The 22,918-nt window shown below is 61.1% G+C and carries 24 protein-coding genes and 1 tRNA gene; 4 read left to right on the plus strand and 21 right to left on the minus strand.

Annotation, left to right across the window (positions count from 1 at the left end):
- Positions 1–130: 130 nt before the first annotated feature.
- From HDR50_RS07480 to HDR50_RS07540, 13 genes are all read right to left on the minus strand, one after another.
- Positions 131–736: a recombinase family protein gene (locus tag HDR50_RS07480; RefSeq protein WP_291357414.1), complete on the minus strand. Its 606-nt coding sequence runs from the start codon at positions 734–736 to the stop codon at positions 131–133.
- 12 nt (positions 737–748) lie between these two features.
- A complete protein-coding gene (locus HDR50_RS07485) occupies positions 749–1,243 on the minus strand; it encodes a protein MobC (RefSeq protein ID WP_291357416.1) in 495 nt (164 codons plus the stop codon).
- 146 nt (positions 1,244–1,389) lie between these two features.
- A complete protein-coding gene (gene mobV, locus HDR50_RS07490) occupies positions 1,390–2,598 on the minus strand; it encodes a MobV family relaxase (RefSeq protein WP_291357418.1) in 1,209 nt (402 codons plus the stop codon).
- 86 nt (positions 2,599–2,684) lie between these two features.
- Positions 2,685–3,344: an AAA family ATPase gene (locus HDR50_RS07495; protein WP_365817173.1), complete on the minus strand. Its 660-nt coding sequence runs from the start codon at positions 3,342–3,344 to the stop codon at positions 2,685–2,687.
- Positions 3,272–4,033 carry a toprim domain-containing protein gene (locus tag HDR50_RS07500; protein ID WP_291357420.1) on the minus strand — a complete coding sequence of 254 codons (762 nt, stop codon included), beginning with the start codon at positions 4,031–4,033 and terminating at the stop codon, positions 3,272–3,274. The genes HDR50_RS07495 and HDR50_RS07500 overlap by 73 nt, the downstream gene beginning before the upstream one ends.
- Positions 4,034–4,300: 267 nt before the next feature.
- Positions 4,301–4,465, minus strand: a complete 165-nt coding sequence (locus HDR50_RS07505) for a hypothetical protein (RefSeq protein WP_291357422.1) — start codon at positions 4,463–4,465, stop codon at positions 4,301–4,303.
- The gene (locus tag HDR50_RS07510) at positions 4,458–4,667 is read right to left on the minus strand and encodes an AlpA family phage regulatory protein (RefSeq protein WP_291357424.1); all 210 of its coding nucleotides are present in this window, start codon (positions 4,665–4,667) and stop codon (positions 4,458–4,460) included. Before HDR50_RS07510 ends, HDR50_RS07505 begins: the two co-directional genes overlap by 8 nt.
- 608 nt (positions 4,668–5,275) lie before the next feature.
- The gene (locus tag HDR50_RS07515) at positions 5,276–6,472 is read right to left on the minus strand and encodes an integrase arm-type DNA-binding domain-containing protein (protein WP_291357426.1); all 1,197 of its coding nucleotides are present in this window, start codon (positions 6,470–6,472) and stop codon (positions 5,276–5,278) included.
- Positions 6,473–6,711: 239 nt separating this feature from the next.
- Positions 6,712–6,787 (minus strand) — tRNA-Glu (locus tag HDR50_RS07520).
- 100 nt (positions 6,788–6,887) lie between these two features.
- Positions 6,888–7,865, minus strand: a complete 978-nt coding sequence (locus HDR50_RS07525; RefSeq protein WP_291357428.1) for a DUF4198 domain-containing protein — start codon at positions 7,863–7,865, stop codon at positions 6,888–6,890.
- Between the two features lie 155 nt (positions 7,866–8,020).
- Positions 8,021–8,509: a ComF family protein gene (locus HDR50_RS07530; RefSeq protein WP_291357430.1), complete on the minus strand. Its 489-nt coding sequence runs from the start codon at positions 8,507–8,509 to the stop codon at positions 8,021–8,023.
- 269 nt (positions 8,510–8,778) lie between these two features.
- Positions 8,779–9,399 (minus strand): NAD(P)H-dependent oxidoreductase, encoded by a 621-nt coding sequence (locus tag HDR50_RS07535; protein WP_291357432.1) that lies wholly within the window; start codon positions 9,397–9,399, stop codon positions 8,779–8,781.
- 17 nt (positions 9,400–9,416) lie between these two features.
- Complete coding sequence (locus tag HDR50_RS07540; RefSeq protein ID WP_291357434.1) at positions 9,417–10,043, minus strand: MBL fold metallo-hydrolase; 627 nt, start codon at positions 10,041–10,043, stop codon at positions 9,417–9,419.
- Positions 10,044–10,289: 246 nt separating this feature from the next.
- Between HDR50_RS07540 and HDR50_RS07545 the strand changes: the two genes are divergently transcribed.
- Positions 10,290–10,859 carry a hypothetical protein gene (locus HDR50_RS07545; protein ID WP_291357436.1) on the plus strand — a complete coding sequence of 190 codons (570 nt, stop codon included), beginning with the start codon at positions 10,290–10,292 and terminating at the stop codon, positions 10,857–10,859.
- Positions 10,860–10,952: 93 nt separating this feature from the next.
- On the opposite strand, the gene HDR50_RS07550 is transcribed toward HDR50_RS07545, so the two are convergent.
- On the minus strand, positions 10,953–11,231 hold the full coding sequence (locus HDR50_RS07550) for a DUF5334 family protein (RefSeq protein ID WP_291357438.1): 279 nt from the start codon (positions 11,229–11,231) through the stop codon (positions 10,953–10,955).
- A gap of 124 nt (positions 11,232–11,355) precedes the next feature.
- On the opposite strand from HDR50_RS07550, the gene ruvA reads away from it, so the two are divergent.
- Both ruvA and ruvB read left to right on the plus strand, forming a co-directional pair.
- Positions 11,356–11,967 (plus strand): Holliday junction branch migration protein RuvA, encoded by a 612-nt coding sequence (gene ruvA / locus HDR50_RS07555; RefSeq protein WP_291357440.1) that lies wholly within the window; start codon positions 11,356–11,358, stop codon positions 11,965–11,967.
- A gap of 29 nt (positions 11,968–11,996) precedes the next feature.
- Positions 11,997–12,959, plus strand: coding sequence for a Holliday junction branch migration DNA helicase RuvB (ruvB, locus tag HDR50_RS07560; protein ID WP_291357442.1), 963 nt, complete (start codon positions 11,997–11,999; stop codon positions 12,957–12,959).
- A gap of 86 nt (positions 12,960–13,045) precedes the next feature.
- Here the strand turns inward: ruvB and HDR50_RS07565 are convergent, their stop codons facing one another.
- The gene (locus HDR50_RS07565; RefSeq protein WP_291357444.1) at positions 13,046–13,282 is read right to left on the minus strand and encodes a glycine zipper domain-containing protein; all 237 of its coding nucleotides are present in this window, start codon (positions 13,280–13,282) and stop codon (positions 13,046–13,048) included.
- A 47-nt stretch (positions 13,283–13,329) separates the two neighbouring features.
- On the minus strand, positions 13,330–13,788 hold the full coding sequence (locus tag HDR50_RS07570) for a hypothetical protein (RefSeq protein ID WP_291357446.1): 459 nt from the start codon (positions 13,786–13,788) through the stop codon (positions 13,330–13,332).
- A 307-nt stretch (positions 13,789–14,095) separates the two neighbouring features.
- On the opposite strand from HDR50_RS07570, the gene HDR50_RS07575 reads away from it, so the two are divergent.
- Positions 14,096–16,516 (plus strand): ABC transporter permease, encoded by a 2,421-nt coding sequence (locus HDR50_RS07575; protein ID WP_291357448.1) that lies wholly within the window; start codon positions 14,096–14,098, stop codon positions 16,514–16,516.
- Between the two features lie 134 nt (positions 16,517–16,650).
- Here HDR50_RS07575 and HDR50_RS07580 read toward each other — a convergent pair whose 3' ends face one another.
- The 5 genes from HDR50_RS07580 to HDR50_RS07600 form a co-directional block, all read right to left on the minus strand.
- Positions 16,651–19,809 carry a chemotaxis protein CheA gene (locus tag HDR50_RS07580; RefSeq protein WP_291357450.1) on the minus strand — a complete coding sequence of 1,053 codons (3,159 nt, stop codon included), beginning with the start codon at positions 19,807–19,809 and terminating at the stop codon, positions 16,651–16,653.
- A 65-nt stretch (positions 19,810–19,874) separates the two neighbouring features.
- Complete coding sequence (locus HDR50_RS07585; protein ID WP_165077276.1) at positions 19,875–20,240, minus strand: response regulator; 366 nt, start codon at positions 20,238–20,240, stop codon at positions 19,875–19,877.
- Between the two features lie 123 nt (positions 20,241–20,363).
- The gene (locus HDR50_RS07590; RefSeq protein ID WP_291357453.1) at positions 20,364–20,999 is read right to left on the minus strand and encodes a chemotaxis protein CheW; all 636 of its coding nucleotides are present in this window, start codon (positions 20,997–20,999) and stop codon (positions 20,364–20,366) included.
- Positions 20,993–21,769, minus strand: a complete 777-nt coding sequence (locus HDR50_RS07595) for a ParA family protein (protein WP_291357455.1) — start codon at positions 21,767–21,769, stop codon at positions 20,993–20,995. Before HDR50_RS07595 ends, HDR50_RS07590 begins: the two co-directional genes overlap by 7 nt.
- A gap of 36 nt (positions 21,770–21,805) precedes the next feature.
- A complete protein-coding gene (locus HDR50_RS07600) occupies positions 21,806–22,645 on the minus strand; it encodes a protein-glutamate O-methyltransferase CheR (protein ID WP_241159366.1) in 840 nt (279 codons plus the stop codon).
- Between the last annotated feature and the right edge of the window lie 273 nt (positions 22,646–22,918).

Genomic DNA, 22,918 nt, shown 5'->3' on the forward strand with positions numbered 1-22,918 from the left:
CTGAACCGCCAAGCCATTTCCCGAGATTGATGATTGTCCACCGAAGATTGACCCAGCGCATTTTCTTGTTTAAAAAATGTCTTGACAATCATACTGATAGGGTGGCGGTTCAGTAGACATAATCGGCGCTTTATGGACAATCTTTCATAAATGATTTTGCCTTATTACGAAAAGTTGAGCGGGCCATTCCTGTATTCCTAGCGGCTTCGGAAACGGTGATTCTCCCCATTTCCCAAAGCTCGAATATCTCGGCGAAGTTTGGGGGCAACGGCTTTGGCGCGTGGCCGAATCTGACGCCACGCAATTTTGCGGCAGCGATTCCCTCTGCCTGCCGTTTCCGAATATTTTCCCGCTCAGTCTGAGCCACAAAAGAGAGTACCTGGAGGACGAGGTCGGCTATGAATGTGCCGAGTAGATTTTTGTCACGCCTTGTATCCAGCAAGGGCATATCCACCACATGAATATCCACGCCCTTTTCCTTGGTAATCAGCCGCCATTGGTTCTGGATTTCCTCATAGTTTCGTCCAAGGCGATCAATGCTTAAAATGCACAAGAGGTCTCCGGCCTTGAGTTTTCGGAGCATCGCCTGGTACTGGGGCCTGTGAAAATCCTTTCCTGATTGCTTATCCATAAAAATCCGTGTGGCTGGGATGTCCATCTTCTCCAGAGCAAGAAGCTGCCTGCTCTCATTCTGGTCTATGCTTGACACTCTGATGTATCCATACGTCTGTGCCATTTTGATCTCTCCTTAGAGTTCCCCGATTGGGGTATCAGGGATTATTTTGAATGTACCATATCTAGGGGAGCTTTTCCCTAAAGAGGAATCTCCATTATTTGGGAGAGGGAAATCACGGACATTGGATGATTCCTGATCCGATGATTTACTGGTCTTGACGGGGGGTGTGTCTGCATCCAGGGGCCCCGCATTGCGACAAGCCGCTTTGGGCGCGGAGCAATGGGGGCTGGAGGCCTGCCTCTTTGTCTTTCTGGCGTCCTTTTGCCGTCGGGCTTCGCCAAGATATTTGGCGAGTGTCTGCGGTTTGACCTCTATGCCTTTCTCGGCCAGCTTGGCGATAATCTCCGGCAGCTCGAAGCCGCGCTTCTTCATCCGCTCTAAGGCGGGAGCCAGTGCGAAAATCGTCTGCTTGATGCTCAGTTCCCTGTTCCCTGAAAGGGCGGACGCGGGGCGTAGTTGGTCCAGTTCTTGTCGAATACTTTTGGCTTGCTCGGCGGTGATTGCCATTTTTCCTTCTCCTGGGTTGAGCGGCATATGCCGCGATTTCTGCCTTTGGCTTTAAGCGCTCAAGCGGCACGCTTGCCCACGGCTTCACGCCAGTGAAGTATAGTGGGCTATATCTTGTTGCTGCGCCAAGATTCCTCACAGATGCCTCAGCGCATCCTCATGCCACGCGACTGATTTTGCCTTTCGGCCTCTTGCCGGATTTGCCGTTCACGCTCGACCCGCGCACGGGACTCTAATGCCTCTTCCTCCATGCGCTGAAGCTGAAACTCCTGAAAGCGAAGGTGGTTGCCCGAGACCAGGATAAAATCCTGCATGTCCTTCATTTCGGACGCAGCCTTTTCCTTGGCTTGTGACAAGCGCGTCTGAAGTTTTTTGTTTTCCGCTTCCAGAGCCGCAATCATGGATTTTGCCCTCCCCACGGCTTCCATCGCCTTATCGCGCTCCTGCAACAGAGTCCGCGCCTGCCGTGCCCGCATGTCCCGCTGCCGGGCCACTTCCTCCTTGTCTGCAAGAGCCATCTGATACTCAGCCAGTTTTTCCTGGGCATGAGCGAGGACATCTTTGTAATTGAAGAAATTTGCTTCTGGTAATAGTGGGCCATTTTTCAAGGCCTTCTCTGTCTCCAGGATACGCTTTCTCCAGATTTCATTGTCCTCAAAGAGCGCTCGCCGCGCCTTCTCAGTACGATTCACCTCTTCTTGGAGGTCAAAAAGAATAGCCTCCAATCGTGCTGCATCCCGCCGCATGGATGCCAGCATTTCCTGTTGCTGTTTAAACTCCCTGGTATCCAGGTGCTTCTTGGCCGAGCCCTTTTGCTGCTCCACGCCACGCCCAATGGGGAAGCCGCATTTTTGCAGATGCTTCGGGAGTTCATCCTGCATTTTCTTCAGTGCGGCCTTGGTGTAGATGTCCTTGGCGCACAGCCTGCCGTCCTTCGTAATTGGCACATGGAGAAAGTGCATGTGCGGTGTTTTCTCGTCCATGTGAACCATTGCCGAGATGACATTTTCCTTGCCGACAAACTCCGTCAGGTATGCCGCTGCCTCCTCAAAAAAGCGCTCGGTCTCGTCGGCGTTGAGCTTGTCAAAAAACTCCCTGTCAGAGCTGACGACAAGGCCGCACATATGCACCGCATCCTTACGCACAGCCTTGACCATGAGCAGGTCATCGATACGGTTCTGGATGGCCTGTGCATAGTTTTCCGAGGCGGCTGCATGGAGATCGTAATTTTGGACGCTCCGGGCATAGTCGATATCCGGGTTTGAATGGCTTTCGCGCTCGCGCCGATTATGCGACTGGATGCCGCGAACAGCGTCCTTTTTGAACTTGTTCATATGCAGGACGAGTAAGGACATACGTGGATTTCCTTCTTCTATAAGAAACAGGTGTCCCGCTGTACCGCCGCTTAAGCAGCGGGACAGCGGGACACCTGAAAATAGACTCACTCAAGACCATCCAGTTTTCTTTTCAGACGATGGACAGCCGATTTTGATTTGCCCATTTCTTCAGCACAGTCGCGTATGCTGTAGCCTTCTTCCAGAAGGCGTTTCAGCTCCTCCAGCTCCACGTCCTCGATCTCCCGGACTTGCCAGTGCAAGGCGCTCCCCTCGGTAATCAGATTGGCCTCGAACGGCTTGGCGTCGTCGCCGAGAATGCCTCTCGCCTTGGTCAGATGAACCTCAAATCTCGCGCCCTCAGCCATCGCGTACTCCTTGGGTCTGCGGAGACTGATGACCGTATCCATGATGTCCTCTTTTGCGCTGGTTCCACGCTGGTCGCCGGACTTCCCTGCGTGGTGAACCAGGAGAACCGTGATGCCCCTGCGTCTGAGATCCAGAAGCCACGCCTGCATGGCCTGCCAAGATTGTGATTCGTTTTCCTTGCCCGTGCGGCAGAGGGTGGCAATGTTGTCCAGGACAATCATGTCCACGCCTTTCAGCAGCGGCTCAATCATGGATTGGCCGTTGGACGTGGATAAATCAGGCATGGCGCAGGGCTGCAAGTCAGGAGTGATGAGCGAAAGGTTTTTCAGCGCCTGAGGCGGAATAGCCATGCCACCCACGAGGGCGGACAAACGGCTCTGCATGGACGTGGCGGGCATTTCGCCATCCACATAGAGCGTTTTTTGGGTAGGGGCGCGCGCCAGTTGAATACCGCTCCGCCGGAGGCGACAGCCACGGCAACGCTCAGGGCCGCGAAGGTTTTGCCGACACCTCGCGGCGCGTAGAGGATGCCTATCCCTTGAACCGGCAAGATGGGCGATAGAAGATAACCTCGGTCGGGTATCTTCATGGACAGGAACTCGCTCATATCCAGAGCCACCAGACCTTGGCGCTTGATGAGGGCCGCTTCCAGTTGGGAGCGGACGGCTTCAATCCCTTCGCTCTGGTGAAGGTCATTGAAATCTGTGCCAGAGCCTGTAGTGAAGTGGGGAATCACGAGCGGAAAGTTTACAGCTTTCGCGGCCTCCTCGCCCTTCTTGCGTCCGGCTTCATCAGCATCGCCGCAAATGAGGATTTCCCGGTCGGGTAATCGATCTTTTACCAGTCGGGCCACTGTCGAAAGGTTATGTGCGGAAAAAGCCACATCGACCGCCCAGCCGGTGGCCATATGGATGCTCGCGCCGGTAGCGAAACCTTCGCAAATGGCGATGGGTTTTCCCTGCGAACCGGGAATGGTAAATCGTCCGCCCTGCACCTTGCCGCCCACGAGGAAGCGCTTTGTACCATCTGGATAGATGCGTTGCAGGCTTTGCAGTCTGCTTGCAGCATCCAAAACGGGGATAAGCACCGCGCCATCCCGTGATTGCCGGATGCCTAGGAGCGGGGTGATACCCTTGCGAAGCAGGTACGGGTGGTCGCTGTCACAGGGACGCGCGCCTTCCCATTCTTGGCGGGCACGCAGCGCAGCTTCAGCATGGCGTTTGGCGCATTCCTCCTCCCGCTGACGACGTAGGGATTGCTGGCGTTGCTGCCAGGCCGAAAGCTCGGCTGGTGAAAGCGTGGGTTTTTCTTCAGTGCAGAATGTGCCCTGGTCGTCTGTTTCCCAGTTGCACCATCAGAGCGTAGCCGGAGTATCCAAATGCGCGATGTACGCGCCGTTTCGCTTGTGTGGCCTACTTTCTGTTGGGCAGCGGTGCAGCTCACCGTCCGCAAGGATTTCCTCGGGGACGAGGCCATGTGTGCCAAGAACTTCCTGGAACGTCTGCAACAGGTCATTCATGGTTCACCTCCGACTGACCGGCATTCTCAATGAATGCCCGAATGTCTTCGGCGCGCCAGACCGTGGTGCGCGGGCCAAGCTTAAGCGGCTTGGGATAGCGCCCGGTCGCGCAGCCTTTCCACCACGCGCTCTTGCTGATGGGGAAGAATTCCAGAATCTGATGGAGCCTGAGAAAACCTGTGGCGGGTATTTGCGTTGCCATAACCCTTCCTCCGTTCAAAAATGGTTTACGGAGGGTTATAGCCTGTATTTTGTAAATTTATCCATATATTTCAGCATGTAACCAGAACGTATCCAGATGCGGCTGGATGCAGTTGAGGAAAATTAAATGTGCAGAAATACTTATAGAAATTTGTCCGCCTTAGCGGCCAAACTAGCCGTTTTTCTGGTTGAAAAATTTTTAACCTGGTAAATACCTCTAACGCATATCTTTAAATTCATAATATAAATAGCAACTTATCATAAATATATGGGAGGAATAAATCGTGATTTAATTTTAAAAAAGCTGATGTTTATATGTATTTTTGTAACCAATTTTGTAACCAGAGTTCTTCAAACCACAAAATTGCTCCATAATTACGGAGATTTCAAAATATGAGAAAAACCCATCCAGAGGATGCTACTTTTAATAATGACTATAACTTGTTGGAATATTTTTCTTAGATGTCCCCCGGCTTGTCGGCCATCGGTCGGCAAGCCCCCCTCACATATATTTGCGCAGGGGGCTTTTGTGGCTCAAAAGAAAGCAGAGCGTTACAGTAGCTACTCTAACGCCCTACTCAGAGATTAGATATTTTTAAGCATTGCTTCTTATTTATGCCTTACTTTATCGCGTAGGTCGTCCAAAAAATCGCTCCATTCCTGCATCATCTTTTTCCGCTCTGGTAGATATTCGGCATAATTATAGGCTGCTCGGACGCCATTACTGTCTCCATGCGCAAGCTGGCGTTCAATCCAGTCGCGGTTATAGCCAAGTTCGTTGAGCAGGGTGGAAGCAATCGAGCGAAAGCCGTGAACGCTCATTTCATGCTTCTGATAGCCCATGCGCCGGAGGGCATTCAGCATGGTCGCGTCAGAGATGGGCCGCGTTTCCGTCCGCGTGGAAGGAAACAGATAATGACCGTCCCCCGAAAACTTTTTCAACTCCTTCAATATGGTGAGAGCCTGACGGGACAAGGGAACGATATGTGTGCGCCGCATCTTCATGCGCTCGGCGGGGATGCGCCATTCGGCTGCCTCCAGATCAAACTCTTGCCAAGTGGCGCAACGTAATTCGGTCGGACGCACAAACAGCATCGGAGCCAGTTTCAGGGCGCAGACAAGCGGGTAATAGCCAGCATACTCGTCTATGGCCATGAGGAGCTGGGCGACTTTCTCTTTTTCCAGGACAGCGGCCCGATGGGTAACCTTACGCGGGCTCAACGCTCCATGTAAATCTGCTGTGATATTGTGTTTGGCTTTGCCGAGAATCACAGCGTATCGAAAGACCTGATTAATGATCTGGAGAACCCGCCGCGACGTTTCGTAATTGCCCTTTGCTTCAATGGGCTTGACGATAGCAAGAATATCCTGCGCTTCCAGCCGCGCGATATGCCTTTTACCGATGGAGGGGAAAATGTAGGTATTCAGGCGATAGAGTATCGTGCCCTGATGTTTGGCAGATAGCCCCACAAGACGCGTTTTATGCCATTCGAGAGCGATGTTTTCAAAGCTGTCGCGTTCAGCCGTGACCTGTTCCTGCTTGGCGGCTTTTTTCTGCGTTGAGGGGTCGATACCCTTGGCGAGCAGCCCTTTTGCCTCCTCGCGCCGTGCCCGTGCATCTTTCAGGGAAACGGCAGGGTATCCCCCAAAACTGAGCAGCTTTGACTTGCCCTCGAATCGGTAGGACATGCGCCAGAGCTTGCTGCCGGTCGGAGGCACATAGAGGAAGAGGCCACCACCATCAAAATACTTCCTCGGCTTCGCTTCCGGTTTCAGGCTGCGGATGTGGGTATCGGTCAAAGGCATCTTGGGTACCTCCACATTGTTGGACGGCATGATACCCACATGGACAAAAATATTGCTATTTCAGCAAGTTGACTGTGTGGGTATCGGGATGCAGCATAGCACAGCGATGCCTACAAATATACCCACGAAAAGTGTGGATGCAACTGGACTTGAGTACACTTCGGGAAACACAACTGGAGAGAAAAAACAAAGAATGCCAAGGCTTTTTACACCTTGGCATCCTTCGTTATACCCAAAAATGGCGTCACCAACGGGATTTGAACCCGTCTTAGCGGCTTGAGAGGCCGCCGTCCTAACCGGATAGACGATGGTGACAGCGCGTTCTTTCTATCTGTTGGGGGAAGATTCGTCAAGAGATATTTTAGTAGTCCGGGGGGTGGGGTAATTTCTGGTTTTCATTATAGGCGGCGTGCGCTTAGCGCTTACGGCCGTCGGCGTCATGGATCGTTGGAGATCCATCGACAAACAGCCAGAAGAGGGCACCGCGTTCCACGGGCTTGAGCTCGCCATCCGGTCCCTTTAACGGTGGGCCGGCGGTCAGGGCCTCGCAGCACCACCAGCCTGGCTGTGAGAGCAGGAAGGAAAATTCGCCGTCAGAGTTGCTCACTCCCGCAAGGTCTTCGTGCCAGGGAGTAGGGGCGGCAGCTCCGTCCGAATTGATGCGCACCATCCGCACTTTGGCAGCTGCGAGCGGTTTGCCGTCCAAGAGGATACGGCCCGAAAAGAGCGCCGGGGCACTCAGGCCAAAAGGCCGGGTGAGCGGCACGATCTCGAAGCTCTGCCCGGCTGCTTCATTCCAGCCGCGGTCAACACCATGCACCGGGAGCGCCATCGTGGCCTGGTGGCGCAAAAATGTTTGCCGATCTTCATCCCACCAAGGGCGCCCCTCCACGATGAACTGGTATAAGCCCGGCTTGTCGAGGGCCACATTGGCCCCCCAGGCCTTGTGGTCGAGATAGCGGATCTCCTCCACGTCCCCGAGCAGGTCACGCCGCTCGGGTTGCGCGCCACCCAGGTCAGCCGCAGGGTCGGCATCATGCCGCAGGACGGCGAAAAGCTGCGGCATGTCCACCTCAACACCGGCATGGAGGAAGGGCCGCATCATGGAAAGGAGGATATCGACTTCCGCAGGCTCTGTGGACGGTACATCCCCCGCGCCTTGCACCTTGGTTTTGGCAGGAGTTTTTTCAGCAGACTGCGCCCCGGCCTTGGGCGCAGCAGCGGTGGGTGACGGGGTATCTGTCTTGCTCACGACAGGGCGGCTGGGCACCAGTAGGGTGACCGGCGCATCCGCCCACGCAGGGGGGACGACCAGGGAAAACAGCGCGCACAGCGCCGCCAGTGCCGCCCGGCGCCCCTGCCTCAACCACAGGAAAAAAAGGATGGCGCGCATGATGTGCCCTCGTTGCTACGCCGGTTCGGGCCGCGACTGGCGGCCTATTTGCGTGAAAAGACGCTATCAAAAAGCCTTTGCCCTGTCATGGGGCAGCTTGCCCGATATTTTCCGCAAACCGCGCTCCCCGCTGCAAAGCAGGAAACGCGGGTTCTTCAGGCAGTCGTTCTCGGTGTCCGTGCCACGGCAAGGACACATACCTCGGCGGCGCCAGCCTCGAGCAGCGTTCGCGTCGCCTCCCGCAAGGTGCTCCCCGTTGTCACGACATCATCGATGAGCCAGAGGCGCAGCCCGGCCACGGACGCGTCGGCGCCGAAGACGCCGCGCACATTCTTGTGCCGCTCCTGAGCATTCAGGGATGCCTGCGGCGCACTGTCGTGTTTGCGGAAAAGAAGGTCCGTTCTGAGCGGGATGCGCGTGGCCGCGTGGAGGGCGCGGGCGAGTTCATGCGCCTGGTTGAAGCCGCGCCGGCGCAGGTGAGCGGGATGTTGGGGCATCCCCGCGAGAGCGTCGGGTGCCGGCAGGCACGAGGCGGCGTTTTCCAGCCACGCGCCGAGTAGCCGCACAAGGGCGAGGTCGCCGCCGAACTTGAACCGCAGGATCAGCTCCCTGAGGGCGCCCTTGTATAAGCCATGGTAGGCCAATGCGCGCCATGGAGGACGATCACTGAGGCACTCCCCACAAGGGGTGCTGGCGTTTCCGCCAGTGTCTGGCGCCGCTCCCGGATAGGGGAAGCCGCAGTGCGGACAGCGGGCGCCGGTGTAGGGAGCCAAGAGCGGCCGGCATTCGGGGCAGAGGGGCAGGGAATTCTCGCAAGCTCCTGTGGAGGAGGGCGAAAAGGGTTGCTGACAGACGCAACAGCGGATCTCGTCCAGCCCCAGGGCGCCGATCCAGCGGCGCAGGGTCCCGAAGCTCATGGTGAAGGCGCGTGGCACGGCATTTTTTCAGCGCCGGTGAGACGCCGCCCCCACATGCCTCCCCACTCGCGCAGGGCAGCCAAGTCCTGGGGGCGATCACAGAGGTCTTCGCGCCGGTCGAGCCCGCGGAAAACGCGATTTTCCACCAGGCGCGCGCCCAGGGTGGTTGCGAACCACGCAAGCGTCCGCAACGCGCCGGAAAAGAGCTCTTCGCCGCGCGGGCGCCCCGCCGCAAGGGCCGCAAGCACGGGCTTGGCCGCACTGTGGGGCCGAGTAGGGGACTCGGCTCCCCGGCTTCCTGCGGCCCGTGCCGCCCAAAAGCGCTGGCCCCGGTCGATCCATGCCTTGAACGTCGCCGGCAGCGCATAAAAATAAATGGATGAAGTCAGGAGCACCAGAGGCGCTTCCGCAAAACATGCGAACAACCACTCCGCTTCATCCTGCCCGGCGAGGACGCAGGCATGCGGCGGCTGCGCACAAGCGCCGCATCCTGTGCACGCCTCGACGGGATGTTCGCGCAATGGCACCCGCTGGGCCGGGCATCCAGCATCCTCAAGACCGGCGGCAAAGGTCTCCGCCAGCAGATCCGAAACCCCGCCCGCATGCGGACTGCACATGAGGACGAGTGCCGGCCTCACTCCTCGAACTCGCCGCAGAAGGGGTTGTGGCGGCGTTCGTCCCCGATGGTGGTGGCCGGCCCGTGGCCCGGATACACGGTGACGTCATCGGGCAGGCGAAACAGGGTATCCCTGATGGAGCGCAGCAACTGGTCCTGACTGCCCCCAGGGAAATCCGTCCGGCCCATGGAGCGGTAGAACAGCGCGTCCCCGGTGAAAACCGCCTTTTCCGCCGGGAAGTAGAGGGAGATACCCCCCGGCGTGTGGCCCGGCGTTTCGAGGACGATGCACTCCATGCCGCCGAACTGCGTCTTGCCAAGGGGCATGGGGACGCTGGCAAAGGGTGTCACCGGCGGCATGCCCCAGATGCCCCCCATGCCGGATTCGGTGTTGGCGATGACATCATCTCCCGCGGGGGAGTAGACCGGGGCGCCCGTCGCTTCCGCGAGGGCGGCCACGCCGTACACATGGTCAAAATGCCGGTGGGTGAGGCAGATGGCGGCCAGCGTGAGCTTGTGGGCCGTGAGATATTCAAGGATGGGCGCGGGGTCGCCGCCCACGTCGATGGCGACCGCGTTCGCCCCGGCATTCAGGATATAGCTGTTGGTGCCGAGCGGGCCGAGAGGGAAGGTGGCGATGGGCATTATGACATCCTTTTTATGGAGAAGTGGCGTGATGAGGCAGCCGGACGGGGGGTTGCCGAGCAAGGGATGCTACCGCAGGGAAAGGCCGGCGGCAAGCCCGGGGCAGGGGAGCCGGGCTGCGCTTTCCCTTCAGTATAGGCTTTCGCCGCTGCGGTGCGCGGATTGCTCTTGACGCCCCCCGATGCGTGGCTACAATGCCTGAAGCGGGAGGCCATGAGCCGGCCCGGGCAAGCCAAAGGAGCGCGCGTGAGCGAAACGACCATTACCGGGCATCAGCTTCAGCCGTATTTTGACATCGAAGAATTCATGGGCCTGTGCCAGGAGAAGCGTCTGGGCGGCGCTGTGCTGGAACGGCTCCTCGGCAAATGGGAGGCGTGGCAGCCCCTGCTCAAGGCCGCTCAGGTGAAGTCGGGCTCTTCCTCGTGGCTCGCCGTGTGGCTGCCTGAAGAAGTGGAGACCGCCGTGGACGAGACATGGGCGCAATCGGCTTCAGAGGGCTTCCAGCTTAATGCGCTTGCCCAATATCTCTGCATGAGCGCCATCCAGGAGGTGCTGCCCCAGGTGGCTTCCGGCGGCTGCGCGCCCTCGCCGAAGCCCTCCCCGGAGTTGCGGAGCGCTTTAGCCGGGCTCGGGCTGCCTTACAAGGATGAGGATTCCAGCGCGCTCGGGCGCCGCTATGCGGTGCTCACCTATTATCCGTTCAAGGGCGGCTGCGAGGTGTGTCACATGCGGCCGCAGTGCCCCAAGGGGCAGGGCAGGGGCGAAAATGCCACTGTCGTCCTCCCGGGCTATGAGCGCGACGGGGGGAGCGCCTGAGGTCGTACCGGGCCCTCGCGAATGCGGCTAGAGGCGCGCCGCCCTCTCACGCAGGGAGGGCGCCGCATTTTTGTGGACTACGCCAGCCCGGGCTCAGCGGCCTTCCATGACCAGGGTGCGCCGGGTACCGTCAGGCGCCCGCACCACCACTTCGATGGTGCGCGAATTGCGGGCCACGCTCTCCACGAGGCAGGTCTGCGTGGTGTCCGAATCGTAAGAGCGCACGTCCACGGTTTCTCCGGCGCTGGGCAGCCTGTCGGGCGTCAGTTCAACGAGGTCGGTGCTGTCGGCGTCAAAGCCGTCCCACGCGGCGGCCGCCTGCGGCAAGAGCAGGCAGCCCACGAGCAGCGCCCCAAGGAAGAGATGGTTCATACCGCGAGGTGTAAATCCATTTTGCCGTCTTGGCAATATGCCGCCCCGGAGCGGGCGCGGCAGGACGGGCACAAAGCGGGCGCCGCTTCGGGCGCCCATGCCGACAATCCACTGCGGGAGCAGCATGATCGCCTATATTGAAGGCCGGCTCGGCGAAGTCTGGGGCAATGCCTGCCTGGTCGTCACCGATGCCGGCGTCGGCTATGCCGTGGCTTTGCCGGCGCACACCTTTGCAGCCCTGCCCGCAGCCGGGGGGCAGGTCGCCCTGTATACCTTTCTCTGCGTGCGCGAAGACGCGCTGGAGCTGTTTGGCTTCGCTACCTTTGAAGAACGCCAGACCTTCGAGACCCTGCTCTCCATCTCCAAGGTGGGCGCGCGCACGGCCCTCGGCATCCTTTCCACCTTCCGCCCGGCCGACCTGCGCCGGCTGGTGCAGGAAGATGATGTGCTCGCGCTCACGCAGGTCACGGGCATTGGCAAAAAAACGGCGCAGCATATTTTTCTGGAGCTCAAGTACAAGCTCAAGACCGACGATGCGCCGCAGGCGGTCATCCTGGCGCCAGACGGCAGGCCCGGCTCCGTGTTTCGCGATGCCCTCGCCGGGCTCGCAAACCTGGGCTATTCGGAAGGGGAGTGCGGCCCGCTGCTCCGGGAGATACTCCATGACGAGCCCGACCTCGATGTGACGGGCGCGCTACGCGCGGCCCTCAAGGCTCTGGCAAAGGGGAAGGCATGATGGCCGCGGACGGCGAAATGAGGGGCGCCATGCCCGGCGCCAGCGCCGACGACAGCGTGCGGCCGCGTAGCCTGGACGACTTCATCGGCCAGGATGAACTGCGCGCCAACCTGCGCGTGTTCATCGACGCCGCCCGCGAGCGCGGCAAGGCGCTGGACCATACCCTCTTTTACGGCAATCCGGGGCTCGGCAAGACGACCCTCGCGCAGATCATGGCCTCCGAGCTCGGGGTCAACCTCGTCTGCACCTCCGGCCCGGTGCTGGAGCGCAGCGGCGACCTTGCGGCCATCCTCACCAATCTCTCGCGGCACGACATCCTCTTTGTGGACGAGATCCACCGCATGCCTGTGGCCGTGGAAGAGGTGCTCTACCCGGCCATGGAGGATTTCAAGCTCGATCTTGTCATCGGCCAGGGGCCAGCGGCCCGCACGGTCAAGATCGACCTCGAGCCCTTCACCCTGGCCGGGGCCACCACGCGCATGGGGCTCATTTCCTCCCCGCTGCGCGACAGGTTCGGCATCGTGGCGCGGCTCGAATACTATCAGCCGGCGGACCTTGCGCGCATCGTCAGCCGTTCGGCCCGCATCCTCGGCGTCGAGATCACGCCCGACGGCGCGGAGGAGATCGGGCGCCGCTCCCGCGGGACGCCCCGCATCGCCAATCGCCTCCTGCGCCGCGTGCGGGACTTTGCCCTGGTGCATGGCAGCGGCAGTATCACCGCTGTCGAGGCAGGGGAGGCGCTTGCGCGCATGGACGTGGATGAACTGGGCCTCGACCAGATGGACCGCAAGCTCCTTGAGGTGATCATCACCCATTATGACGGCGGCCCCGTTGGCGTCAGAACGCTTGCTGCCGCCTGTTCGGAAGAGGTGCGCACCATCGAGGACATCTACGAGCCCTATCTCATCCAGTGCGGCTTCCTCAAGCGCACGCAGCGCGGCCGCATGGCGACGGCCCGCGCCTACAAGCACCTGAAACTCCTGCTTTCCTGAGCCGCTTTTTTTGCATCGCCTACGCAAAGAGGGCCGGGAATCCGGCCCTCTTCACATCGCGGACAAAGCCCGCATTTTCGCTTTGATTACCAGCGCTTGTCTTGCTCATGACCGACGATGCCGCCGGCCAGCGCGCCCACGCCGGCGCCTGCCAGCGCGCCCCAGCCGGCCATGCCGCCAGAAATAGCGGCAATGCCCGCCCCGCCGAGGGCGCCCAGGGCCGCGCCGCTGGCCACACCCTGCTGGGTGCGGCTCATATTGGTGCAGCCAATGCCGGAGGCGAAAACAACGGCCATGATGCCAATGATCAGTGCTTTTTTCATATCTGGCTCCTGATGGGCCGGCCGGGGCCGGCCGCATGAACGGGGGGTTACTTCTTGGCCGCTAGACGCGGCGTGATGATTTCATACCAGATGACGCCCAGGACTGGCCGCTGCAGTTCCTTGGGATGGGCCGCATACCATTCGTCAACCAGCTTAATGAGGTCAGAGCGCGAAGTATTGGCAAAGGCCTCCATCCAGCCCTTTTCAAAGGGCGAAAGGGTGTAGGCGGGCTTCTTGCCGGCCTTGGCTGCCTTCTCCGTCATCTTGGCATTGACAAAATATTCCACTGTCACGGCCGAGTCGATGCCGAACAGATAGGCGGCCTTGTCAGATTCAGTGGTGTTGACCCAGATTTCGCCGGTGAACTGGTCAACAGGATTCCCTGCGGGGTTCATGGCGGGGTCCCCCACAAGGTTGTTGGAGGAGGCGGCCGGCGCAGCCTGCGCGGCGGCGCACGTCAGGGCGAGGACCAGTGCCAGACCAAGGCGCAAAAGCGATTTTTTCACACGAGGCTCCTTTGCGTTATCTCGACGGCCGCGCAGCGGCTGCCGGCGGCAGGAGCGCGCGCTCCTGAAACGGAGTATAGCCGGAACTTCCTTGAACTATCAAGGCTTTTCCGCTGAACTGTTCACGGCCGGCCAACCGGGGGCCACGGGCGATTTTTCGTGAACACAGGCCAGCCCGGCGCCTCTTTGACGCCCTGCGGCATTTATGGCAAGGATTTGTCAGGCGGTCCACCGCAATCCTGCGGATTCCCGAAGAAAATTTCCACCACATACAACGGGGCGCCGATGTCGTCCCTCGGGAGAACCCATGCCGGAAAACGATACCACCATGGAAGAAGAGCAGAACAGCAGCGCGCAGCCAGCCCCCGAGGCCGGCGACACAGCCGCGGCCCAAAAAACCGAGGATGTCTTCACCTTCCGCCGCATGAGCGGCCTCGACCAGGCCATCCTGCAAACGGACTGGGAGTGGCGCAACCTCGCGAGCCTCGACCAGAAACTGTGGATGGCCATGAGCTGCCCCACGCACGGGCTTGAGTTCGACACACGGACGCTCGAACTGCTTGACCCGGACAAGGACGGCCGCATCCGCTCGGCCGACATTTTGGCGGCCGTTGCCTGGGTGTGCGACCGGGTGCAGCATCCGGCAAAGCTCAGGGACGGCGGGGAGGCCATGCCCCTCGACAACTTGCGCGATGACACGGACGCCGGCAAGGAATTGCTGGCCGCCGCCAAGCTCGCCCTTGAAAAAAGCGGCGCCGCGGACGCGCAGGAGGTCACCCCCGCGCAGATCGAGGCGGTACTGGCCGAAGCCGAGGGCTATGCGTTCAATGGTGACGGCATCGTGCCCGTTTCTTCCGTGCCGGAAGAGGACAAGGATGTGGCGGAATATGTCCGCGCCGCCCTCGCCGTGGTCGGCGCCAGGAAGGACGCCTCGGGCAAGCCCGGCCTCGATGCGGAACTCGCGGACGAATTCGCCAAAAGGCTTGAAGCCACGCGCGACTTCCGCGTGCGGGTGGCCGGGGCGGCCCTGCCCCTCGGCGAGGCGACGGCCGCGGCCTGGACGCTGCTCACGCGCCTCGGGCCCAAGATCGACGACTATTTCAACCGTTGCCGCATGGCCGATTTCGCGCCCGGCACCCTCGCCGCGCTCAATGAGGACACGGCCCTCGCCAATGCGGGCCTCGGTTCGGATGGCATCAGCCCGGACCAGAACGGGGAACTCATCAAAGAGAACCTTGCGGCCACGCTCGTGCGCATGCCGCTGGCCCGCGTCGAGGCGCGCAAGCCGCTTCCGCTCAACCAGGGCCTCAACCCGGCGTGGCTCGCCGACGTAAAGGAGTTTTGCAGCCTGCTCGCGCCGCTTCTCTCCAAGGGCGGCCAGACTGATGCCCTGACCGAGGAGGAATGGGCCAAGATCAAGGCCGGCTTTGCCTCCTATGCGGGCGCGCTGGAAAGCAAGCCCGTCTATGACCTGCCGCCGGCCGACGCCAGCCGGCTGGAATTGCCCGACCTTGCGCCGCTGGCTTTCGCGCCCGCCGATGACCCGCTCAAGCGGGTATGGATGCCGGTCACGCCCAACGAAAATCTGGACAAGCTGGATGACGCCCAGATAGCCCGCTTCCTGGATGCCGCCACGCGCACTGCCTTTGCGGATCTGGCGCAAAAAGACCTGGCCGCCCCGAAAATGGCCGCCATCCAGGATCTGGACAAGCTGGCCCTTTTCCATGCGCATCTCTATACCCTGCTGATGAACTTCGTTTCGTTCATCGATTTTTACGAGCCCAGCAAGCGGGCCATTTTCCAGTCCGGCACTCTCTATCTCGACAGCCGGGAGTGCCGCCTGTGCGTGCCCGTGGGTGACCTTGAGACCCATGTGCGCCTTGCCGCGCAAAGCCATCTGTGCCTCATTTATTGCGACATCCGCCGTACCGAGCAGGACGGCGCCGTGTCCACCGGCTCCATTTCGGCCGCGCTCACGGCGGGCGACCTCGCCGCGCTCATCGACGGGCGCCACGGCCTGTTCATCGACAATCACGGCAAGGAATGGGATTCGGTCATCACCAAGGTGGTGCACAATCCCATCAGCCTGCGCGAGGCGGTGTGGGCGCCCTATATCCGCATCTCCAACCTCATCAGCGAGCAGGTGCAAAAGTTCCTCGCCGCCAAGGAGGAGGGCGTCAGCAAGGCGAGCGCCGAGGCCGTGGGCACAGCGGCGGCAAAACCGGCGGAGGCCAAGCCGCCCTTTGACTTTGCCAAGGGCGCCGGCATCTTCGCCGCCGTCAGTGTGGCCCTCAGCGTGCTCAGCGCGGCCTTCGCCTACATCGCCAATTCGCTGGCCTCGCTCGGCTGGTGGTGGCCGCTCGCATTGGTCGGGGTGTTCATCTGCATTTCCGGGCCCTCGGTGGTCATCGCCTGGTTCAAGCTCAGGCGCCGGAGCCTCGGGCCCCTGCTGGACGCTTCCGGCTGGGCCGTCAACCAGGGCGCGCCCATCAATCTTGTCATGGGCCAGACCCTGACCAGCGTGGGCAAGATGCCGCCGCACGCCAGAAGGAACATGGACGACCCCTACCGGCTCACCGCGCGCATGCGCAAGACGCGCAACAGGATAAAGTTCTGGTTCTGGTTCCTCTTTATCCTGGCGCTGGCCATCGGCACCTTTGCCCTGTATTGCCACTGGTTCGGCCTGCCCGCGTGGCTGACGGGCCTGCTCGCCCACAAGCCGGCCTAGGCTTGGGCGCAAGTGGCGTCTTGACGGCACTTCGGACTTGACCAAGGAAACCTCCCGGCAGCGGGAGGTTTCCTTTATACGAAAAAACCACCCGCATGGCGGGTGGTTTTTTTGATGTGCGAGTGTTTCTCCGATTATTTGGCGGCGAGCTGCTTGCTCTGGTCCATGCCGGGATTGATGCCGGCCGACTTGGAAGTGGACATGAGATAGATTTCGTGCGGGTCCAGAATGAGGATGACCGAGCCGTCGCCCATGATGGTGGCGCCGGAAATGCCCTTGAGGTCGCCCAGATAGGCGCCCAGGGGCTTGATGACGATTTCCTGCCGCTCCAGGAGTTCATCCACCACGAGGCCCAGGCGGCGCTCGTTGTCGTGGATGACGACCACGGAAAGCACCTCGGGCAGGGTCTCGGTGGAGCGGGGCAGCCCAAGCATTTCGGAAAGTTCCACGATGCCGAGCACTTCGCCGCGCAGGGTCACGGCCTTGCGGCCCTTGACATCGGTGAGGCGCACGGTCTCGATCTTGGTGGTCTCCGAGACCGCATCCAGCGGGATGGCGTACATCTGGCCGGAAACATTGACCATGAGCGCGTCGATGATGGCGAGCGTGAGCGGCAGGCTCAGGGTGAAGCGCGTGCCCTTGCCGACCTCGGAATAGGTGTTGACGCTGCCCTTGAGGTTCTTGATGTTGGTGCGCACCACGTCCATGCCCACGCCGCGGCCCGAGATGTCCGTGATCTTTTCCGCGGAGGAAAAGCCGGGCGCGAAGATAAGCTCAATGGCCTCGCGGTCGTCCAGCTGCGCGGCTTCTTCGGGGGTGATGATGCCCTTCTTGATGGCGACTTCACGCATCTTGTTGGGGTCGATGCCCTTGCCGTCGTCCTCGATCTCGATGGCCACGGAATTGCCCTTGTGGAAGGCGCGCAGGACGACCTTGCCCTTGGCGGGCTTGCCCTCGGCGATGCGCACGTCCTCGGGCTCGATGCCATGGTCAACGGAATTGCGGATAAGGTGCACGAGCGGGTCGCCGATGACCTCAACCACGCTCTTGTCCAGTTCCGTCTCTTCGCCTTCCATGATGAGGTCCACTTCCTTGCCGCTCTTGCGCGAAAGGTCGCGCACGAGGCGCGGGAAGCGCGAAAAGACGGAAGAGACCGGCACCATGCGGACCTTCATGATGGTGTCCTGAAGGTCGTCGGAGATGCGGGCCATGGCATAGGTGGTCTCGGAAAGGCTCTGCGCCACCTCGGCCACGTTGATGCTGTCCTCGCTGCCTTCGAGGGAGCGGGCGATGAGCGTGTAGCGGTTGCGGTTGATGATGAGCTCGCCGATGAGGTTCATCAGGTGGTCAAGCCGCTCGTGGTCCACGCGGATGGTGGACGAGCTCTTATGGTCATTGCCCTGGGCGGGCGCCTTGTTGTTGGCAGGGGCCGGGGCGGCTGCCGCCGGCTGGGGGCCCGGCTTGGGAGCTGCCGCGGGCGCGGCGGGCGCGGCCGGCGCCGGCTTAGGCGCTGGAGCGGGTTTGGGGGCTGCCTGGGCCTGCGGCTGGGCAGCCGCGGCCGAAGTGGCAGCAGGCTTGGGCGCCGCGGGCGCGGCTGAAGAAGGTTGTGCCGGAGCGGCTGCTGCCGCGGGCTTTTCCGCAGCGGCCGGAGCCGCGGGTGCGGCCGGAGCAGCCGGCGCCGCGGGGGCCTCCTTGGCGGGAGCCGCAGGCGTAGAGGCGGCAGCAGCCTGGGGCGCGCCCGGGGCCGCTTCTTCCGTTTTGGCGCTGACCTTGCCCTCGTCAAGCGCCTTTTGGACCATATCGTTGATGATCTCCGTCTCCTGGCTGAGAAGGTCGGTCAGGAAGGAGAAATCCGTGCCCGTGCTCCGGCCCTGGTCCACGATGCCCGCCGTACGCTCGGCATAGACCTTGATTTCGTCGAGACCCACAAAGCTGCATGCGTTCTTGATGGCGATGAGGCAGCGGTAAAGGGCGTCGATGGAATCCTTCTGCGTGCTGTCCTTCTTCAGAGTGGCCAGCGCGGCATTGATGATTTCCATCTGCTGCTTCACGGTAACGCGGAAAACATCGGCGTCGTCGTTTTCGTGGCCGACGGGGATGATGTTGGGCTGCACCACCCCGGCATCGCCCCCTGCTGCTTCGGCGTCCGGCGCGGCCGCATCCTGGGCAGGGGCTGGAGCCGGGGCCTGAGCCGCGCGCAACGCCGGCGGCAGGGCGATGCCCTCGCCGGCGAGTGCAAGCTGGAGCTGCTTGACGATGGGGCTCGTGTCAAAGGGCGTGGCCTGGCAGGCGGCCACGTCGATGGTCTGGACAAGGCCCTCCATCACGTCCACCGTGAGGAGAAGCAGGTCGATGAGCTCGTGGCTCGGGGTGATCTTGCCCTGGCGCACATTGTTGAGCAGGGTCTCGGCCTCGTGCGTCAGGCCGTTGAGCTCGTTGTAGCCGATGATGCCGCTGTTTCCCTTCATGTTGTGGAAATAGCGGAAGAGGTCGTTCACGAGGTCGTCGCGGCCGGTGGGGTTTTCCTCCAGCTCGAGGAGGCCGTCGTTGAGGTTGGCGATGATCTCGTAGGATTCGTCGATAAAGTCCTTGAGGTGGCCTTCGCCGAAGGCGGTGAGGGCATAGGGGGCGCCGCTGGGAAGGCTCGCCACCCACTCCTTGGCGCTCATGCCCTGCTGCTTTTCCGCATCGCCGGCCGGCTGCACGGGGGCAGCCGCTGCGGGCGCGGGTTCGGGGGCAGCCTCAGGTGCCGCAGCTTCGGCCGCGGGGGCTTCGGCGGGTTCGGCCTCGATGACGACCTCGGCCTCCACCTCGATGGGCGCGGCCTCTTCGGCTGGTGTTTCTTCCGCCGGCGCGTCCTCGGGGGCGCTTTCCGCCGGTTCTGCCGGCCTGGCGCTTTCGCCCGCCATGATGGCGTCGATCTGCGCCATGATGGATTCCGTCTCGACGTCGCCTTCGGAATTGGTGCTTTCAAGATTCTCGATCATTTGGCGCAGGGCATCCGTGGACGACAGGATAACGTCCATGATTTCGGAAGTGACCTGCATGCTCCCTTTGCGGAGCTCGTCGAGGATATTTTCCGACTTGTGCGCGAGATGGTTGATACGGTTGAGGCCAAGAAAGCCGGACGCGCCCTTGAGCGAATGCATGGGCCGGAAAATATCGTTCAGCAGGGCGAGATTGTCGGGAGCCTTCTCAAGTTCGAGGAGGTTGGGTTCGATGGTCTCAAGATGTTCCTTGGCTTCCGCAATGAAGTCGGCAACGAGTTCCGGATCAAAGAAGTCTTGGCTCATACCCATTCCTTACCTGTGGCTAAAAAGCAGCCCCGCTCCCGGGGTGATACTGCTGGTCTTATCGGCTAGCCAAGAAGCATCTTTATATTGCGCACCATTTTTTCGGGCTGGGCGGGCTTGACCATGTAAAGGTTGGCGCCAAGGCTCATGCCCGTCTGGATGTCCTGCTCCTGGCCCTCGGTGGACAGCACGATGATGGGGATGTCCTTGTAGGCGTCCTGCGTGCGCAGGGTCTTGATGAAGGTGAAGCCGTCCATGCGCGGCATGTTGACATCCGACACGATGAGATCCACCGGTTCAAGGCTGTAGAGCTTTTCGATGGCGTCCAGCCCGTCCTCGGCGGTCGTCACCTTGAAGCCTTCGGTCTTGAGGACAAAGGCCACCAGATTGCGAATGGTCTTTGAATCATCGACGACCATGATATGTTTCATTTTGACACCTGTTCCCGAGCGTACTGCCGCGCTTTCGCAAAAGCCCGGCGTGAATCGTGCTGAAGGGGTGCGCGCCAGCGCGGCGCCCTTCCCGCCACAGTTTCAAATGCGAGTGTGCCCGCATCAGGCGAGCAGCCGTTGCGTGATCTGTTCGGGGGCGACGATACCGCAGACATGATCGTCGAGGTCAACGACGCCGCACAGAAAGTCCGCGCTTTCTCCCAGCTTGGATTCCACGTTCCACAAAATTTTTTCCTGCTCCACCATGTGCATGGTGTGCACCCTGTCCACGATGAGCCCCAGTTGCAGCAGGTCCGCGCCGCAGACGATGATGGAACTGCGCTCGCTATAGGTGCCGCCCTCGTTGGTGAGCAGGTCGGTCAGCAGGATGAGCGGCGTCACCCGGCCGCGCAGGTTGATGACGCCGGCCACGAACGAGGGCGCCATGGGCACCTTCACAAGTTCGATATGCCGCAAGACCTCCTGGATGCCGGCCACAGGCAGCAAGAAGAGCTGTTCCGCCACGAAGAACGACACCATCTGGACGCGCGCCTCGCCCTGAAGCCGCTCCCTGAGCGTGGGCGCCGGCTTCTGCGGTGCGCCCGGGGCGCGTGCGCCCCCAACGGCGGGGAGGCCGCCCAAAAGCTCCGCGCCGACGTATTTTTCAACGAAGGCGCGCTCGGCGTCGTTCAGGGCGCCACCCGCGCCGGGGCCGGCGAGGTCGAGCGCGGAAAAATACTCCTCGGGCGTCTTTACCATAGATCCTGCACTTCTTGCGCCAGGCTGGCATAGCCGAGCGCCCCGCGCGAGCGGGCGTCAATGTCGTAAATGGAGCAGCCGCGGGCGCTCGCCTCCCGAAAATGCGTGTCCACGCTGATGACCGTCTGGAAAACGGCGCCGCCCATTTTCTGCCGCATGAGCTCCAGGACCCGCGTGCAGGCCTTGGCCCTCCTGTCATACATGGTCGGCACCGCCCGGTAGCGGATGGGCGCCGGGAGCACCTTGTTCAGGATATGCAGCGTGTCAAAGAGCAGTTTCAGCCCATGCAGCGCGAGAAAATCCGTCTGGATGGGGATGATCAGCAAGTCCGCGGCCACCAGGGCGTTCACCAGCAGGATGCCCGCATGCGGCGGGCAATCCAGGATGATGAAGTCATACCTCTCCTTCAGCTTCGCGAGGCTCTGCGCGAGCACGGCCCCCTTGGCGCGCCGCTCGCGGAAGTCCACCTCCAGTTCCGAGAGCCTGATATGCCCGGGCGCCATGTCCATCCCCTGAAGCGCCCCGGGCCGGATGACCTGCGGCCAAAGCAGGGGCCACGCCGCTTCGTCGGCGAGGAAGATGTCATACAGGCTTTCGGAAACCTCCTCGGGGAAGATCCGCGCATGCAGCGTGGCGCAGGCGTGCGGGTCAAGGTCGAGCAGGAGCACCTTCCTGCCCTCGCGCGCGAGCGCGCTTCCGAGCGTGACCGAGGTGGTGGTCTTGCCCACGCCTCCTTTCTGGTTGGCGATCGTCAGAATCTTTGCATTCACACACGTTCCGAAAGGCCTGCGAGGCCCCGCCGGGCCTCACTCGCTGATTTTGCGGTACAGGATGGTCCCCTTGTGATGCTCCAGCTGGAAGGCGCGGCTGATGTTGTGCAGCGATTCCGAATGGCCGATGAGCAGCACGCCCTTGGGCTGGAGATTGTCATAAAAGGCGTTGATGACCTTGCGCTTCATGTCGTCGTCAAAATAGATGATGACATTGCGGCAAAAGACGATCTGCGACTTTTCGACGCGCTTGAGCTGTTCCTTGTCGCTCAGGTTGATCTGCCCGAACGAGACCAGGCGCTTGAGCGCCGCGTCCAGCTTGTAGACGTTGCCGTCCTTGTGGAAGTACCTGTCCACCATCTCCTTGGGCGTGGTGCGCAGTGCATACTCGTTGTAGATGCCGCGGCGCGCCGCCGCGAGCACGGCTTCCGAAAGGTCGTTGGCCGTGATCTTGATGTCCCAGTTGCCGATGTCGTTTTTCAGCGTCTCGTGGAGGATGATGGCGAGGGTGTAAGGCTCCTCGCCGGTGGAGCAGCCGGCCGACCAGATGCGCAGCTTCTTCTGGCCACTCTTGCGCGCCTGGTCCAGCGCCTCGGCGAGCACCACCCGCTGGAAGACCTCCAGCTGCGGCGGATTGCGGAAAAAGCTCGTCTCGTTGGTGGTGACGACCTCGAAGAGCTTGTTCAGCTCCTGCTTGCGGCTCGCGTCGAAGCGGAGGAAGTTGTAATACTCGTTATAGCTCTTGAGGTTCAGTTCTTTGATGCGGTTGGAGAGGCGGTTCTCCACAAGGTACTTGCGGTTCTCGGCGATGAAGATGCCGCACTGCTGGTAGATGAAATCCCGAAGCAGCAGGAATTCCTCGTCGCTGATCTGCAGATCCTTGCGGAAGGGCGACGTGGCGCGGGGCGCCGGGGCGTCCGTCTTGCTGCGGAAGGCGCTGGTGGGCGAGGGCGTTGGTTCGCCGCCGGCCGTTGTGCGCAGGGAGACCGGCCTTGCGGCAGTCGTCGCCGGGCGCGCCGTGGCGGGCTGCGCTGATTGCGCTGCCGTGCGCGACAGGCTCGAAAAACGGGAAGTCGGGCTTTCCGCCGGCGTTGGTTGGGCGCCGGTGCGCAGCGAGGAGAAAGGCCGCGCCGCGGTGCCCGTCTGCGT

It is taken from the genome of Desulfovibrio sp. (genome assembly GCF_014803725.1).
Classification (GTDB): Bacteria; Desulfobacterota; Desulfovibrionia; order Desulfovibrionales; family Desulfovibrionaceae; genus Desulfovibrio.

Bases quoted from the DNA above. Each gene is read 5' to 3' on its own strand.
- HDR50_RS07580 (WP_291357450.1), bottom strand. From the start codon at position 19,809: ATGAGCCAAGACTTCTTTGATCCGGAACTCGTTGCCGACTTCATTGCG.
- HDR50_RS07550 (WP_291357438.1), bottom strand. From the start codon at position 11,231: ATGAACCATCTCTTCCTTGGGGCGCTGCTCGTGGGCTGCCTGCTCTTG.
- HDR50_RS07575 (WP_291357448.1), top strand. From the start codon at position 14,096: ATGCCGGAAAACGATACCACCATGGAAGAAGAGCAGAACAGCAGCGCG.
- ruvB (WP_291357442.1), top strand. From the start codon at position 11,997: ATGCCCGGCGCCAGCGCCGACGACAGCGTGCGGCCGCGTAGCCTGGAC.
- mobV (WP_291357418.1), bottom strand. From the start codon at position 2,598: ATGTCCTTACTCGTCCTGCATATGAACAAGTTCAAAAAGGACGCTGTT.
- HDR50_RS07510 (WP_291357424.1), bottom strand. From the start codon at position 4,667: ATGGCAACGCAAATACCCGCCACAGGTTTTCTCAGGCTCCATCAGATT.
- HDR50_RS07495 (WP_365817173.1), bottom strand. From the start codon at position 3,344: ATGCCCGCCACGTCCATGCAGAGCCGTTTGTCCGCCCTCGTGGGTGGC.
- HDR50_RS07540 (WP_291357434.1), bottom strand. From the start codon at position 10,043: ATGCCCATCGCCACCTTCCCTCTCGGCCCGCTCGGCACCAACAGCTAT.
- HDR50_RS07505 (WP_291357422.1), bottom strand. From the start codon at position 4,465: ATGAATGACCTGTTGCAGACGTTCCAGGAAGTTCTTGGCACACATGGC.
- HDR50_RS07515 (WP_291357426.1), bottom strand. From the start codon at position 6,472: ATGCCTTTGACCGATACCCACATCCGCAGCCTGAAACCGGAAGCGAAG.
- ruvA (WP_291357440.1), top strand. From the start codon at position 11,356: ATGATCGCCTATATTGAAGGCCGGCTCGGCGAAGTCTGGGGCAATGCC.
- HDR50_RS07565 (WP_291357444.1), bottom strand. From the start codon at position 13,282: ATGAAAAAAGCACTGATCATTGGCATCATGGCCGTTGTTTTCGCCTCC.
- HDR50_RS07590 (WP_291357453.1), bottom strand. From the start codon at position 20,999: ATGGTAAAGACGCCCGAGGAGTATTTTTCCGCGCTCGACCTCGCCGGC.
- HDR50_RS07525 (WP_291357428.1), bottom strand. From the start codon at position 7,865: ATGCGCGCCATCCTTTTTTTCCTGTGGTTGAGGCAGGGGCGCCGGGCG.
- HDR50_RS07585 (WP_165077276.1), bottom strand. From the start codon at position 20,240: ATGAAACATATCATGGTCGTCGATGATTCAAAGACCATTCGCAATCTG.
- HDR50_RS07535 (WP_291357432.1), bottom strand. From the start codon at position 9,399: ATGTGCAGTCCGCATGCGGGCGGGGTTTCGGATCTGCTGGCGGAGACC.
- HDR50_RS07485 (WP_291357416.1), bottom strand. From the start codon at position 1,243: ATGGCAATCACCGCCGAGCAAGCCAAAAGTATTCGACAAGAACTGGAC.
- HDR50_RS07480 (WP_291357414.1), bottom strand. From the start codon at position 736: ATGGCACAGACGTATGGATACATCAGAGTGTCAAGCATAGACCAGAAT.